Genomic DNA, 13,316 nt, shown 5'->3' with positions numbered 1-13,316 from the left:
CCTCCCATCCTCCCCCAACAAGGGGGAGGGGAAATCCGGTGCTTTTGGCACAATGGTGCCGCAGCCACAAAGGGGCACCTCCCCCTTGATGGGGGAGGATGGGTGGGGGTGGGGCACAACCCACCAATCGCCGGATAACAGTCCCTACGCCGCCGGCAATGCCAGCCGCTCATCCACTCCCGGCAAGGCCATCGGCTCGCTGGCCTCCTGCGCGAAAGCCGCCATCACGCCGCGCGCCGCCTTGCGGGCCAGCAGAATGTTCTGCTCGCTGAGATAGGCGAAGGCCTCTTCCAGCTCGGCGGGAATGACCCCGTCATGCTCGGCGATCAGTTCCTCGGTCAGCGCCGTCACCACATAATGGCGCGCCGCCGCATCGTCGGCCAGGTCGCTGGCCCGCGCATGCAGCACCAGCCGCGCCAGCAGGTTCCGCACCCCCGCCCCCAGCCCGCACCGGGCCAGAAGCGCATTGAGCGCCGGCCGCCCGCCGCTTTCGAGCAGGGCGAAAACCTTGTCGCGCGGCGCCTGGGCCAACTCGGCCAGGCAATCGGCGAAAAACATCACATGTCCCGTTACCACCGCATGCAGCAGCACGCGGGTATTGACCTGTTTGCCGCCCACCAGGTCGCGCACATAGGGCCGGCCCGCCTGCCCTGCTTCGCCTTCCCCGATGACAGCCAGCGCCGTGTCGATGCCGTCGCGCAAAAGCCGCCCCAGACGATCCGGCGCCAGCGCGCCCTTGACGATGCGCGCGCCCGCCAGCGCCTCGGTGGCCTTGCGCACCAGCAAAAGCCGCGCCCCCGCCGGCAGGTCGGGCCGCGCCAGCAGCGCCCCGCGCAGCGCCGCCTTGTCGCCCAGCGTTTCGCTCAATTGCACCAGCACCGCCGCGCCGGGCTCCACATCGTGGCGCCGCAGCAGGCGCAGCGTCAGCCCCTGGTCGCCCCGCGCGATCAGCGCCGCCGCCAGCCTCGGGCTGATCTGGGCGCGCTGGCTGATCGAGACCAGCATGGAAACATCCAGCGTCCTGATCAGCCCGATGAGATCGGCATCGATCAGCACCGGCGAATATTGCAGCACCGCCCGGGCGATGACCGCGCTGTCATGCAGCAGCGCCAGCATGATCGGGCGGGGAGCCGCGCTCGAATGCAAAAGCCCATAGGCCAGCGCCGCCCGCACCTTCACCGACGGGTCGTCGAGAAATCCGATCAGCGCGGCATAGAGCGCCGCCTGCTCGTCGGCAGGTCCGACATGATTGAGATAGGCCAGGGCGGAAAGATGCGCCGCGCTGCCGCGTTCCTCGCTGTCCAGCGACTGGGAAAGCGACACGAACTGCTGATACGCAACCATTCCATACTCCGCACCTGGGCACGGATCACCCTAGGCGGGAAGGTTTAAGGAACGGTTCACCATAAAAGCGCTGACACCAGCGCGAAGGCCTGCGCCAGCCCGGCCCAGAGCGCCAGCACGACCAGCCAGCTTGCCAGTGCCGCGCCCAGCACCACCCAGCCGCGCGGCAGGGCGAAAACGGGCGTGGAGGGAGCAGACGACATGTGGCGCATCGGAAATCTCCTGGGCGCGGGTCCGGTCGGATAGCCGAGCCTATCGGAGCACCACCGCGTTAACGCCCGGCAAACCCGATAGGACAAAACTTGGTTAAAACTGCCCCTGTCCCGCGCCTTCTCTCGATCATGGGTCATTCCGCAAGCGCCTATCGAGCGCTACAGGAAAAGTGGATACCGGTTTTCCGCCTCGGAAACGCGTTAAAACAAACGCTTAGATGCTTTCACTAACCGGTGAAGGCATCTAGCGCGCGTATAATTGCGTGAAGAAGGCCCCGCCCCCCTCCTGCGCCTCCTCCTCCGGTTCGGTTCTGAACAGCCCGGTAAACGACATGTTCTCGGGCGAAAAACGCGAGGGCAGAGGCGGCGCGGCCTCGGGCTGGGCGGCCATCTGCTGGGCGGCGAAAGGCGCCTGCGTCGTGCCGCCCTCATGGCGCGCCACTAGCACGCGATAGACCTCGCGGATGGTGCGCGGCTGGCCGTTGGCATAGAAAATGGCGCGGTTCGCCGCTGCCTGCTTTGGAAAGAGATTGGCCGCCACCTGATCGGGATTGCTCAAGCCCGCCGTGAACATGCGCTCTGCCCCCTGCGCGCCCAGGAAATGGGCGATATAGAGTTCGCCCGCGCTCGGCCGTCGTCCGAACCGGCCCGTCAGGTAATCCCCGTTGGAGCGGGTAAAGGCTGCCGCCAGGTCAGCGGCGATCTTGGGGTCCTCGCGCAGCTTGAGGATTTCGGCGCGCCGTTCGGGATCGCGCACCACGTAATCCCCGTCGCTGGTGCGTTCGATAGAATTGGCCATCTGCCCATAGCCCAGGCGCGGCCCCTCTTCCTTCATCACCTGTAGCCAGGTGCCCTCAAGGAACTGGAACAGCCCCACCGCCGATGAGGTCTGGGCCTTCGCCTGCGGATTGAGGCTGCTCTCGCGCAGCGCCGTTTGCAGCAGATAATCGAAATCCACCCCGTTGCGGTCTCCCGCCGAGGTCAGCACATAGGCCAGGCTTTGTGGCACGGATATCGGCTGCACGCCCATGGGGAAGAATCGTCACGAAACGCTACTGGGATGTGCCATTAGGGGACACTCGGGGTTAACAGTCCGTTAACCAATTCCCCTTCGCGCTACGCCCAGTGGCTGACGATATTGGCGAGGTCGGGCCGGTCCCTGTCCTCGATCACCACGCTTGGCGTGCCGATCTGCACGAAGCCCACGAACCGCTCTCCCTCCCGCGTCCCCAGCATGGCGGCGGCCTCGGGATCGAACGCATACCAGCGCGTCACCCAGGAGGCGGCAAAGCCCAGCGCATGGGCGGCATGGACCAGATTGAAGGCAACATTGCCCGCCGAAAGCAGCTGCTCGATCTCCGGCACCTTGGGATTTTCCTTGGGCGAGGAGATGACCCCGATGGTCAGCGGCGCCGGCAGGAAGCGCTGCCGTTCGACCTCGATGCCGGCCGCGTCGATATTGGCGATTTTGCGCGCCGCGATGTCGGCGAGCTTATCCCCGGCCTGGCGCCGGGCGTCTCCCTCGATCACCACCAGCCGCCAGGGCGTGAGCTTGCCATGGTCGGGCACGCGGGTGGCGATGGTCAGCATCTGCTCCAGCTCGGCCGCATTCGGCCCGGGGTCCTTGAGAAAGGCGCTGCCCACCGAGCGACGGGTCAGCAGATAATCACGAACGGCATTATTGGCTGGCATGGCGATCTCCTTGGCTCAGGAGCCATAGCCGCAAGCGCCAATACATGCCAGAACCTCCTGTGAAAAACACTTCTCCCCGCGCGGCGGTGTTTTCTTGGCCGCCGCACTGTGACACAGCTTCTCCCCAATCGCGCCCTATGAGGCATGCGATTCAACCGGCACCGGCACAAGGAACCCCTGATGCGCCAGCGATCCTTCCCCGCCCTTCTTCTGGCCCTGATGCTGGCGGCCATCCCCGCGCTGGGGCCGATGGCCATCGCCACGGCACAGGAAAGCGCAGCCGAAATGCCGCCCATGCCGCGCCCACGCCCCAATCCCGATGCGCCCGCGCCGACTGCCGCCCCTGTCCCCGCCACGCCGACCCCGGCCACCGAAGCCGTCAACGCCCTTGCCAGCACGCCCCAGCCGGTCACGCTCAACGCCCGCATCACCAGCGAGGGCGCATTTATCCCCGATGGGCTGGTCTGGCGTATATTCGACACCCGTCCGGACGCCAATGGCGAGCTGGCGCTGGTGGCCAAATCCGATCTGGCCGCGCCGCGTCTTGAGTTATCCCCGGGCGACTACGTAGTTCACCTCGCTTACGGCCGCGCCCAGGTCAGCGAGCCCCTCGGCGTGTCCGCCGGAACCAATGAGAAAACCTTCATCCTCGATGCCGGCGCCCTGCGGCTGAACTCCGCCATCACCGGCGACATCCCCATCCCCGGCGGCCTGCTCAAATTCGACATCTACACTGCCGGAGAGGAAAACGACCGGGCGCTGGTGGCCCAGGGGGTTCTGCCCAACGAAATCGTCACTCTCAATACCGGCATCTACCACATCGTCTCCCATTTCGGCTCGGTCAACGCGCTGGTGCGCGCCGACCTGCGGGTCGAGTCGGGCCAGTTGACCGACGCCACGCTCTATCACCACGCCAGCGAAATCTCCTTCAAGCTGGTCTCCGAAGCCGGCGGCGAGGCCATTGCCGACGTCGAATGGACGGTCAAAACCGCTGATGGGACAACGGTTTTTTCCGATCTGGGAGCCTTTCCCTCGACCGTCCTGGCCCAAGGCGACTATCTGGTTTTCGCCAAGCTCGGAACCCAGGTCTACAATCGCGACTTCCAGGTCCAGCCGGGCGCCGCCCGCGAGGTCGAGGTGCTCACCGCGGTCTATTGACCGCCCCCATCGCCCCTAGCCACACTACGCCGTCGATGCAGGAGATCCGCCATGCTGTTTCACCCCACGTCCCGACGCCGCCTGACCGCCCTTGCCGCCGCCTGCCTCATGGGCACGGCGCTCAGCCTTACCCCCGCCACCGCCCAGGCACTGTCCGCCAAGGAGCAGGCCAAGGCCGATCGCGCCGCCGCCCAGGCCCAGCCTGATACGGCGCCCGAGCCGGAGCCGCAGACCGATATCGTGCTGTCCATTCCCGGCATCGAAACCATCGACTCCAATGTCGATGACGCGACGCTGATGGATATTCTCAACGGCGCCGTGGCCGAGAATGCCCAGGCCCTTGCCGGCCTCACCGCCAAGAGCGTCGCCATTCCCGAAATCAGCGTCCAGACCCTCACCACCAGGGGCGACACCACCCGCAAGACCCTGATAACGCTCAACAACCTTGTTCTGACCGATATTCGCGACGGCATCGCCGCCAGCCTCACCCTCGACGGCATCACCCTGGATGCGCAGGAGCGCGGCCATGCCGAATTCGGCGCGCTGACGGCCACCGAGATCAATATCCGCGCCATGCTCGGCGTCTATGGCCTGGTGGAGACCAGCCACACCGGCTTCGAGACCCTGACCGGCCCATACAGCTTTGCCGGCGGACATCTTTCCGCCGAGGATGTCAGCTGCGATATCGGGGCCCTCTCCGTCGGCGAAGTCCGCGCCCGGCCGCTCGAAACGCCCTTCATCGAGCTGATCGCCTTGAGCGAGGCCATGGAGGCGGAAGGCGACACCCCCTCCCCTGCGCTGATGGGCAAGGCCCTGCGCGCGCTCGCCGATATCCTCACCGCCTTCGAAATTGCTCCCGCCAGCTATGACGGCATCAGTTGCTCGGGCGTCGACGCTCAGAACCGCGCCATGAGCTTCACCATCGCCGGCATCGACATGGGCGCCGCGACGCCGGGCCAATCGCCCGTCATCAGCATGAATGGCTTCGACATCACCGTGGAAAATGACGGCCAGGTGCGCATCGGCAACGCCACCATGAAGCCAATCGACTACTCGTCGCTGCTCGCCACCATCGCCTCGGCCCCCGAGCTCATCGACGAGGCCTGGCTCGAAGCCAATGCCGAAAATCTCATGCCCGCCATTTCCGGCTTCTCCTTCAGCGACCTGATGATCGACATCCCCGATTCGGAAGACGAAAACAGCCGCGTTCAGGCGAGCGTCGGCGCCTTCGATCTCTCGCTGGGCGCCTATGTCAACGCCATCCCCAGCCAGGTTTCCACCCGCGCCAGCAATATCGTGGTGGACCTGCCGGCCGAGAGCGACGAGGAATTCATCGCCCAGCTGCGCGCGGCGGGCATCACTACCATCGATGCCGGCTTCGCTCTCAGCGCCAATTGGAACAGCGCCGAAAGCATCATCGATATCAAGGAGTTCTCCGTAACCGGCGCCGATCTGGGCACCGTCGCCGTCACCGCCACGCTGACCAACGCCACCGAGGCCCTGTTCAATCTCGACCCCGACATCGCCCTCATGGCCTCGATGGCCCTGGGCATCAGCGCCCTCAATCTCGACATCGCCGATACCGGCCTCATGGACATCGCCCTGACCCGCCTCGCCGCCGAGCAGAAGTCCGATGCGGCCACCCTGCGCGCCGTCTATGGCGGCATTGCCCAGGGCCTGGTCATCAGCACGCTGGCCGGCGCGGCCGAGGCGCAGAATATCGGCACCGCCATCCATGATTTCGTCTCCGGCCAGGCCAGCCGGCTCACCATCGACCTCAAGGCCAAGGACCCAGCCGGACTGGGCATAACCGACTTCATGGAAGCCGAAGACAACCCCGCCAGCCTGGTGGGCAAGGTCGATCTCAAGGCAAGCGCGGAATAGGGACGGGGCTCTCAACCCCGCCTCCGCCCGCTTGTGGCGAGAGCTTCACTCCTCGCTCGGCCGCCCGCGCATCTGCTTGACCTGCGAGCGCACCGTCTTGGCCTCCAGCCGCCGGCGTTTGGAGGCCAATGTCGGGCGCGTCGCCACGCGGGGCTTGGGCACATGCGCCCCTGCGACCAGCAGCGCCACCAGCCGCTCCAAGGCCTCGGCGCGGTTGAGGGGCTGATCGCGATGACTGTTGGCGGTGATGACCAGCACACCCTGCTTGGTGAGCCGCCGCCCGGCCAGCGCTGCCACGCGCCGCTTCATCGCCGCCGGAATATTGGGGGAATTGGCCAGGTCGAACCGCAATTGCACCGCGCTCGACACCTTGTTGACATTCTGCCCGCCCGGCCCCGCCGCGCGCACGAAATTTTCCTCGATTTCGGCCGGATCGATGCGGATGGAGCGGGTTATGACGATTGGGTCAGCCATTTCCCGCTCCTTTGCTTATCGCCGCAGGCGTCCGGCGAAAATAATCTCGCCCTCATGGATGGTGAGGCCCTTGATCGTCGCCCGGTATTTCCCGGGCAATCCTTCCGCCGGCACCACCCAGCCCTTCTTGAGCATGGCGGCAAACACCTTTTCGCCGATATCCTTGAAGTCGCCAGGGCCCAGGGCATTGTCCTCGCCCAGATGGGTGAGCGCCTTGATCTCCCGGTTCGATGGCCGCAACGGCATCAGGCGGCAGCCTTGTCGCGCAAATCGGGCGGGGCCGCCTCGGCCATCAGGGCGACCAGCGCATCCATGAAGGGCTCGACCTTCTGCCCTTCCGTGCCCAGCCGGCGCACCGAAACGGTGCCCTCCTCGGCCTCGCGCTTGCCCACCACGAACATCAGCGGCACCTTGCCCACCGAGTGCTCGCGCACCTTGTAGTTGATCTTCTCGTTGCGGCTGTCGATCTCGGCACGGATCCCTGCGGCCTTGAGCCGACGCACCAGCTTCTCGGCATAATCGTCCGCCTCCGAAACGATGGTCGCCACCACCACCTGGGTCGGGGCCAGCCACATCGGCATCTTGCCGGCATAGTTCTCGATCATCATGCCGATGAACCGTTCCAGCGACCCCAGGATGGCCCGGTGCAGCATCACCGCATATTTCCGGCTGCCATCCTCGGCCACATAGGTGGCATCCAGCCGCTCGGGCAACACATAATCGAGTTGCAGCGTCCCCACCTGCCAGCTTCGCCCGATGGCGTCCTTGAGGTGAAATTCGAGCTTGGGCGCATAGAAAGCCCCCTCGCCCTCGGCGATCTCGAAATCGTAGCCAGTGGCGCGCAGCGCGTCGCCCAGCGCCTTTTCGGCCGCGTCCCAGCGCTCGATGGTGCCGCCGAATTTTTCCGGGCGGGTGGCCAGTTTGATGACCACATTGTCAAAGCCCATATGGGCATAGACCGAATAGAGCAGATGCACGAAATGCTCGGTTTCGCTCTGAATCTGGTCCTCGCGGCAGAAGATATGCGCATCGTCCTGCGTCATCTGGCGCACGCGCATCAGCCCGTGCAGCGCCCCATGCGCCTCATTGCGGTGGCAGCAGCCGAATTCGGCCATGCGCAGCGGCAGGTCGCGGTAGGACTTGATGCCCTGGTTGAAGATCTGCACATGGGCCGGGCAGTTCATCGGCTTGAGTGCCATCAGCTCGCTCTTGCCGCTCAGCACCGGCGCGTCATCTTCCGTGCCGGGCACCTCATCGGGCACCACGAACATGTTCTCGCGATATTTGCCCCAATGGCCCGACAATTCCCAGAATTTCGAGCTCATCAATTGCGGGGTCTTGACCTCGACATAGCCGGCGCCGTTGAGCCGGCGGCGGATATAGGTCTCCATCTGGTTGTAGAGCACATAGCCCTTGGGATGCCAGAATACCGAGCCCTGCGCCTCGGGTTGGAAGTGGTAGAGGTCCATTTCCTGGCCGATCCGGCGGTGGTCGCGCTTCTCGGCTTCCTCCATCATATGGAGGTAGGCGTCCAGTTCTTCGCGCGTGGCGAAGGCGGTGCCATAGATGCGGCTCAGCACCGGGCGGTTGCTGTCGCCGCGCCAATAGGCACCGGCCACCTTGGTCAGCTTGAAGGCCTGCCCAACATCCTTGACCGAGCGCATATGCGGCCCGCGGCAGAGGTCCATCCACTGGCCCTGCTTGTACATCTTGATGCTTTGGTCGGCGGGAATGGCATCGACCAGCTCGACCTTGAAGGCTTCGCCCTTGGCCTCGAACCAATCCTTGGCCTCGTCCCGCGTCCACACTTCCTTGGTGAAGGCCGCGCCGCGCTCGATGATCTCGCTCATTTTCTTCTCGATCTGGCGCAGCTCGTCTTCGGAAAACGGACCCGCCTCGCGATAGAAGTCGTAATAAAAGCCGTTCTCGATCACCGGCCCGATGGTCACCTGCGTGTCGGGCCACAATTCCTGCACCGCCTCGGCCAGAACGTGGGCGGCATCATGCCGGATCAGCTCCAATACGTCCTTGGAGCCGCTGTCGCGGGTGACGAACTCGATGCGGCCATCTTCGCCCAGCGCGTCGGAAAGGTCGCTCAGCACGCCGTTCCAGCGCATGGCGACGGTCTTCTTGGCCAGAGACTTGGAGATCCCCTCCACGATCTCGGTGCCGGTAGTGCCGCGCGAATATTCGCGTGCAGCACCATCGGGGAACGTCACCTTGATCGACATTTCGTGTCTCCAGAAATTTGGGTTGGGAAGTAGCCAAAAGCGCTACAGGAGCGCCTCTCTAGCACGATTGTGCATTATTTCCAGCGCCCATAGGTCCAGGGGCGATACCAGCGCGCCGCTTCGGGCAGGCTTTCGGGCACCGGATCATAGCCATGGGTTCCCCCCGGCCGACACCGCCAGATGCGTGAAAGCCCCATCCAGCCGCCGGGCCAGAAGCCGAATGTCCAGATGGCGACGCCGGTATATTCCGAACAGGTGGGCAAGTGCCGGCAGCTCCGCCCCATGAACGCCGAGAGCGTATAGCGATAGATCGTGATGAGCAGCACCGCCACCGCCCGAAAGGGAAGGTCCACCAGCCAGAGCAGGCGCGCCATGACTCTTTTCATCATGCTTCTGCTGCAACCGATTCTGCCGACTCGGCTTTTTCGATTGCCTCCACCACTGCATCAAAGACGAGGAGCGTGGACATATGGCGCGCATGATAGTCGCGGACCGGCTCGAGATAGGCCAGGTCGCGCCATTTCCCCTGCGGTGGGGGGCCGTCTTGTTTAAGCATAGCGTACATCGCCTCGCGCAAGTGCCGAAACTCCACGACCGGCGTACCGACGATTTCTCGCGCTACCACCGCCGCCGAGGTCTGCCCCAGCGCGCAGGCGGAAATCTCGTGGCCATAGGCACAGATGATCCCCTTGTGCAGCTTCACATCCACCTCGATGGAAGAGCCGCAGACGCGACTCACCTTGCGCGCGCTGCCATCGGGCTGGGCCAGCCGCCCCGGCTGGATGGCGTTTGCCGCCAGATCCAGTATTTTTTCGGAATAGAGATCGCTCAAATCCATTCTGCGTATAATTCTGTTTCTTGTGACCAGGGGCGTCAGTTTCTATATAGGACGCCGCAGACAGGCTGTCAGGGTCGCCCCGAACCGACTCGTGCGAATTCCCCCACGACCGGCAACAGACCCGCGTAAAGGAGCCGCTTCATGGAAGCTCATGCCCGGCCGATCGAGGCCGCCGCCCCTCGCCCCACGCAGGAGGAGGCCGAGGCCGCCGTGCGCACCCTCATTGCCTGGGCCGGGGACGATCCCAGCCGCGAGGGCCTGCTGGAAACCCCCGGCCGGGTGGTCCGCGCCTATGGTGAGTTTTTCGCCGGCTACACGCAGGATCCACGCGAAGTGCTGGCCCGTACCTTCAACGATGTCGGCGGCTATGAGGACGTGGTGCTGGTGCGCGACATTCCGTTCAGCTCCCATTGCGAGCACCATATGGTGCCCTTCGTCGGCAAGGCCCATATCGCCTATCTGCCCAAGGATGGCGTGGTGGGCCTGTCCAAGCTCGCCCGGCTGGTGGAGGTCTTCGCCCGGCGCCTGCAAACCCAGGAAAACCTGACCTCGCAGATCATCGAGGCCATCGACGAGCACCTGACCCCCCGGGGCGCCGCCGTGGTGCTGGAGGCCGAGCATATGTGCATGTCGATCCGCGGCGTGCGCGCGCATGGCGCCACCACCGTCACGCACCGCTTCAGCGGCATTTTCGCCAAGGACCATCAGCAGCAGGATCGCTTCTTCGCCATGATCCGCCGCGCCTGAGGGATAGGACCATGCCCATCACCTTCGCCGATCCCGCCGCCTTCACCCACGCGCAACTGGAAGAAGGCACGGACTTCGCTCCCAAATTCGACGCAGCCGGCCTCGTCACCGTGGTCACGGTCGAGGCGGGCAGCAACGAAGTACTGATGCTGGCGCATATGAATGCCCAGGCTCTGGCGCTGACGCTGGAAACCGGCATCGCCCATTACTGGTCGCGCTCGCGCAGGGCTCTCTGGAAAAAAGGCGAAAGCTCGGGCGAAATCCAGGAAGTGGTCGAACTGCGCACCGATTGCGACCAGGACGCCATGGTGCTGGTGGTGCGCCAGACCGGGCGGGGAGCCGCCTGCCATACCGGCCGCAAAAGCTGCTTTTACCGTCGCGCCGTGGTGGCGGGGAACCAGGTACAGTTGCAGGATACCGGCCTGCCCCGGCTTTTCGACCCCGCACAGATCTACAAAGGCCACTAACGGGCGCGGCGCTCGAACAGTCCCACAACCAGCAGGCCCGCGACAAAGCCGCCCAGATGCGCCTGCCAGGCGATGCCCAAATCCTGGCCGACGAACAGCGGCGCCAGCGGCACGGCAGCGTTCACCACCACCCAGATAAGCGTGAAGAAGCGGGCCCGCTTGTCGGCCCAGAGCTGCCGCAGCCCGGCAAGTTGCCGGCCCAGGACGATTCGCTCCCCCGTCTCGGGATGGCGCGTCACCAGGATCGGCTGGAAAATGAAGCGCACCGCCGCCCCGGTCAGCCCCGCCACGCCGCCCGAAGCGCCGATGAGGTAGGCATACTGGCCCGAATAAAGCGTCGTGGCCGCGAACAGCGCCGCCCCGGCGGCGGCAGAGATGAAGAAGATCGCCAGCATCGGTCCGGCGCCGTAGCGCCGTGTCACCGGCGTGGCGAAAATGGCGAACCAGGCCGCATTGACCCCGAGATGCTCCCAGCTTCCGTGCAGCAGGGCATGGCTGAAGGGCGTCCAGATCAGCGGCACGGCCATGGAGATATCCTCCATTCCGGCCAGGATGCGCAGCGGCTGGAAGGCGAACCAGAAATAGAGCTGAAGCAACGCGGTCTGGTTAAGCACCATGCTTGACGCAAGGTGAATCGCCACCAGAACGCCGATGACCGCCGTCACCGCGCCCGGCAAAAGGAAAATCGGCTCGCGCCCCGCCTGCCCGGCCTTTGCCGGCTCCCCACCTTGCTCACTCATCGCTTCACTCCGACTCGCCGGCGTCGCGCGCCTTGTACCGTTCTTTTCCACATCGGGGCCGCCGCGTTAACCTTAACCTTTCTTTAAGAGCGATTTTGGTCGCCGGTTTTGCCAATGTCGGCGTTGCGGCGGAGGCGTTCCAGGCGGGAATGCCGGCAATTGGATAATCGGCGGCAGAACCATGCAGAAGACGAGCACCAGGACACTCTACGACTACTGGAATTCCATTCGCGGTTCCCGCAGCGCGCCCGACCGCAAGGATATCGACCCGACTCGCATCCGCGAGGCGCTGGCCAATACCTTCATTCTCGAGCTGGCCGACAATGACAAGTTCTCGTTCCGTCTGGCCGGCTCGCATCTGTGCACAAGCTACGGCCGCGAGCTCAAGGGACGCTCCTTCTCCGGCCTCTGGCATGAGCGCGACACCGACGCCGTCGAGACCCTCATCCGCGCCGTCACCGAAGACCACGCCGTGGCGCTGGTAACCTTTCAGGGCAGCACGGCCCTACACACCAAGGTGAGCTTCGAGACCATCCTGATGCCGCTGCGGCACAACGGCTCCACCCATACGCGCCTGCTGGGCGCCATGACGGCGCTGGAAGAGCCCTATTGGCTGGGGGTTCAGCCGATTCTCGAGCAGCGCATCACCGGGCTGCGCCTGATCTGGCCGGATGATATCGCCGCCGACGAGGGCGTGCGCGACATGGCGGCCAATATCGGGGGCGATATCGGCTTCGCGCCGGCGACCCCGGTGGCCATGCCGGCCACCGTCTATGGGCGCAGCGCCCGCCGCTACGCGCATCTGGCGGTGATCGACGGTGGGCGCCGATAGCGCCTCATAGCGATAAAACGCTTCAATTTTCAACGATTTCCACTGCGCAAATTCCCGGACGGCAACACCTTGCGTTAACCAAGAGCCGATAGCTTGGGCTTGAAACCTCAGGCTTTACGGTCCGGCGAATGCTCAGCGACGACCTTCACTCCCCTCAATTTTCTGCGCCTGCCGTCCGGCCGCTTGCGCAGGATACGCGCTTCCAGCGCGTGAAGGTGTCGATCCTGGGCCGCTACATGCTGGCCGACCGCCGGGAATTTCCCTGCCAGATCCTGGAAATGTCGCCGGGCGACGCCATGGTCATCGCCCCGGTCGCCGGCATGGTCGGCGAGAAGGTGGTTGCCTATATCGACCATATCGGCCGCGTCGAAGGCAGTGTTCAGGCCATCATCGACGGCGGCTTCGCCATGGATATCGCCGCCTCGCCGCGCAAGCGCGACAAGATGGCCGCGCAACTGACCTGGCTGGCCAACAAGGATGTGCTCAATCTGCCCGAGGACCGGCGGCATGAGCGCGTGGTGCCCGATATCCGCCACTCCACCGTCGTGCTCGACGATGGGCGGCGCTATAATTGCAAGATCATCGACATCTCGCTGTCCGGCGCCGCCATCGAGCTCGACGTGCGCCCCGCCATGGGCACGCCCGTCACCCTGGGCCGCATGCGCGCCCGCGTGGTGCGCCATTTCCAGAACGGGGT

The 13,316-nt window shown here is 64.8% G+C and carries 16 protein-coding genes; 6 read left to right on the top strand and 10 right to left on the bottom strand.

The features are described from left to right. Window positions 1-144: 144 nt before the first annotated feature. The 4 genes from VDP82_RS06125 to VDP82_RS06110 form a co-directional block, all read right to left on the bottom strand. On the bottom strand, window positions 145-1,344 hold the full coding sequence (locus tag VDP82_RS06125) for a DUF2336 domain-containing protein (protein ID WP_323013964.1): 1,200 nt from the start codon (window positions 1,342-1,344) through the stop codon (window positions 145-147). 56 nt (window positions 1,345-1,400) lie between these two features. Further along, window positions 1,401-1,556 carry a hypothetical protein gene (locus VDP82_RS06120; protein WP_323013963.1) on the bottom strand — a complete coding sequence of 52 codons (156 nt, stop codon included), beginning with the start codon at window positions 1,554-1,556 and terminating at the stop codon, window positions 1,401-1,403. A 244-nt stretch (window positions 1,557-1,800) separates the two neighbouring features. Beyond that, complete coding sequence (locus VDP82_RS06115) at window positions 1,801-2,586, bottom strand: transglycosylase SLT domain-containing protein (protein WP_323013962.1); 786 nt, start codon at window positions 2,584-2,586, stop codon at window positions 1,801-1,803. A gap of 86 nt (window positions 2,587-2,672) precedes the next feature. Then, window positions 2,673-3,248, bottom strand: coding sequence for a nitroreductase (locus tag VDP82_RS06110; protein WP_323013961.1), 576 nt, complete (start codon window positions 3,246-3,248; stop codon window positions 2,673-2,675). 180 nt (window positions 3,249-3,428) lie between these two features. Here VDP82_RS06110 and VDP82_RS06105 point away from each other — a divergent pair, with 180 nt between their 5' ends. Both VDP82_RS06105 and VDP82_RS06100 read left to right on the top strand, forming a co-directional pair. Next, entirely contained in the window at window positions 3,429-4,406 is a 978-nt protein-coding gene (locus VDP82_RS06105) for a hypothetical protein (protein ID WP_323013960.1), read from the top strand. Between the two features lie 51 nt (window positions 4,407-4,457). Then, the gene (locus VDP82_RS06100; protein WP_323013959.1) at window positions 4,458-6,290 is read left to right on the top strand and encodes a hypothetical protein; all 1,833 of its coding nucleotides are present in this window, start codon (window positions 4,458-4,460) and stop codon (window positions 6,288-6,290) included. Window positions 6,291-6,335: 45 nt separating this feature from the next. Here the strand turns inward: VDP82_RS06100 and arfB are convergent, their stop codons facing one another. From arfB to VDP82_RS06075, 5 genes are all read right to left on the bottom strand, one after another. After that, a complete protein-coding gene (gene arfB / locus VDP82_RS06095; protein ID WP_323013958.1) occupies window positions 6,336-6,764 on the bottom strand; it encodes an alternative ribosome rescue aminoacyl-tRNA hydrolase ArfB in 429 nt (142 codons plus the stop codon). Between the two features lie 15 nt (window positions 6,765-6,779). Beyond that, window positions 6,780-7,010 (bottom strand): hypothetical protein, encoded by a 231-nt coding sequence (locus tag VDP82_RS06090; RefSeq protein WP_323013957.1) that lies wholly within the window; start codon window positions 7,008-7,010, stop codon window positions 6,780-6,782. After that, window positions 7,010-8,995, bottom strand: coding sequence for a threonine--tRNA ligase (thrS, locus tag VDP82_RS06085; protein WP_323013956.1), 1,986 nt, complete (start codon window positions 8,993-8,995; stop codon window positions 7,010-7,012). The genes VDP82_RS06090 and thrS overlap by 1 nt, the downstream gene beginning before the upstream one ends. Before the next feature lie 74 nt (window positions 8,996-9,069). Next, the gene (gene yidD, locus VDP82_RS06080; RefSeq protein WP_416347085.1) at window positions 9,070-9,381 is read right to left on the bottom strand and encodes a membrane protein insertion efficiency factor YidD; all 312 of its coding nucleotides are present in this window, start codon (window positions 9,379-9,381) and stop codon (window positions 9,070-9,072) included. Next, window positions 9,381-9,833 (bottom strand): iron-sulfur cluster assembly scaffold protein, encoded by a 453-nt coding sequence (locus tag VDP82_RS06075; RefSeq protein WP_323013955.1) that lies wholly within the window; start codon window positions 9,831-9,833, stop codon window positions 9,381-9,383. The genes yidD and VDP82_RS06075 overlap by 1 nt, the downstream gene beginning before the upstream one ends. Window positions 9,834-9,974: 141 nt before the next feature. Here VDP82_RS06075 and folE point away from each other — a divergent pair, with 141 nt between their 5' ends. Next, window positions 9,975-10,580, top strand: coding sequence for a GTP cyclohydrolase I FolE (gene folE, locus VDP82_RS06070; protein WP_323013954.1), 606 nt, complete (start codon window positions 9,975-9,977; stop codon window positions 10,578-10,580). Between the two features lie 11 nt (window positions 10,581-10,591). Then, a complete protein-coding gene (gene hisI / locus VDP82_RS06065) occupies window positions 10,592-11,047 on the top strand; it encodes a phosphoribosyl-AMP cyclohydrolase (RefSeq protein WP_323013953.1) in 456 nt (151 codons plus the stop codon). On the opposite strand, the gene VDP82_RS06060 is transcribed toward hisI, so the two are convergent. Beyond that, complete coding sequence (locus VDP82_RS06060) at window positions 11,044-11,787, bottom strand: rhomboid family intramembrane serine protease (protein WP_323013952.1); 744 nt, start codon at window positions 11,785-11,787, stop codon at window positions 11,044-11,046. The two genes, hisI and VDP82_RS06060, sit on opposite strands and share 4 nt — an antisense overlap. Window positions 11,788-11,968: 181 nt before the next feature. On the opposite strand from VDP82_RS06060, the gene VDP82_RS06055 reads away from it, so the two are divergent. Together VDP82_RS06055 and VDP82_RS06050 are read left to right on the top strand one after the other, a co-directional pair. Continuing rightward, on the top strand, window positions 11,969-12,619 hold the full coding sequence (locus tag VDP82_RS06055; RefSeq protein ID WP_323013951.1) for a PAS domain-containing protein: 651 nt from the start codon (window positions 11,969-11,971) through the stop codon (window positions 12,617-12,619). A gap of 128 nt (window positions 12,620-12,747) precedes the next feature. Further along, on the top strand, window positions 12,748-13,316 hold a 569-nt coding region (locus tag VDP82_RS06050), incomplete at its 3' end, for a PilZ domain-containing protein (RefSeq protein WP_323013950.1).

It is taken from the genome of Devosia sp., assembly GCF_034675085.1.
In the GTDB taxonomy this organism is placed as follows: Bacteria; Pseudomonadota; Alphaproteobacteria; order Rhizobiales; family Devosiaceae; genus Devosia.
Note: the sequence above shows the minus strand (reverse complement) of the source record. Positions and strands in the feature narration are given on the sequence as shown.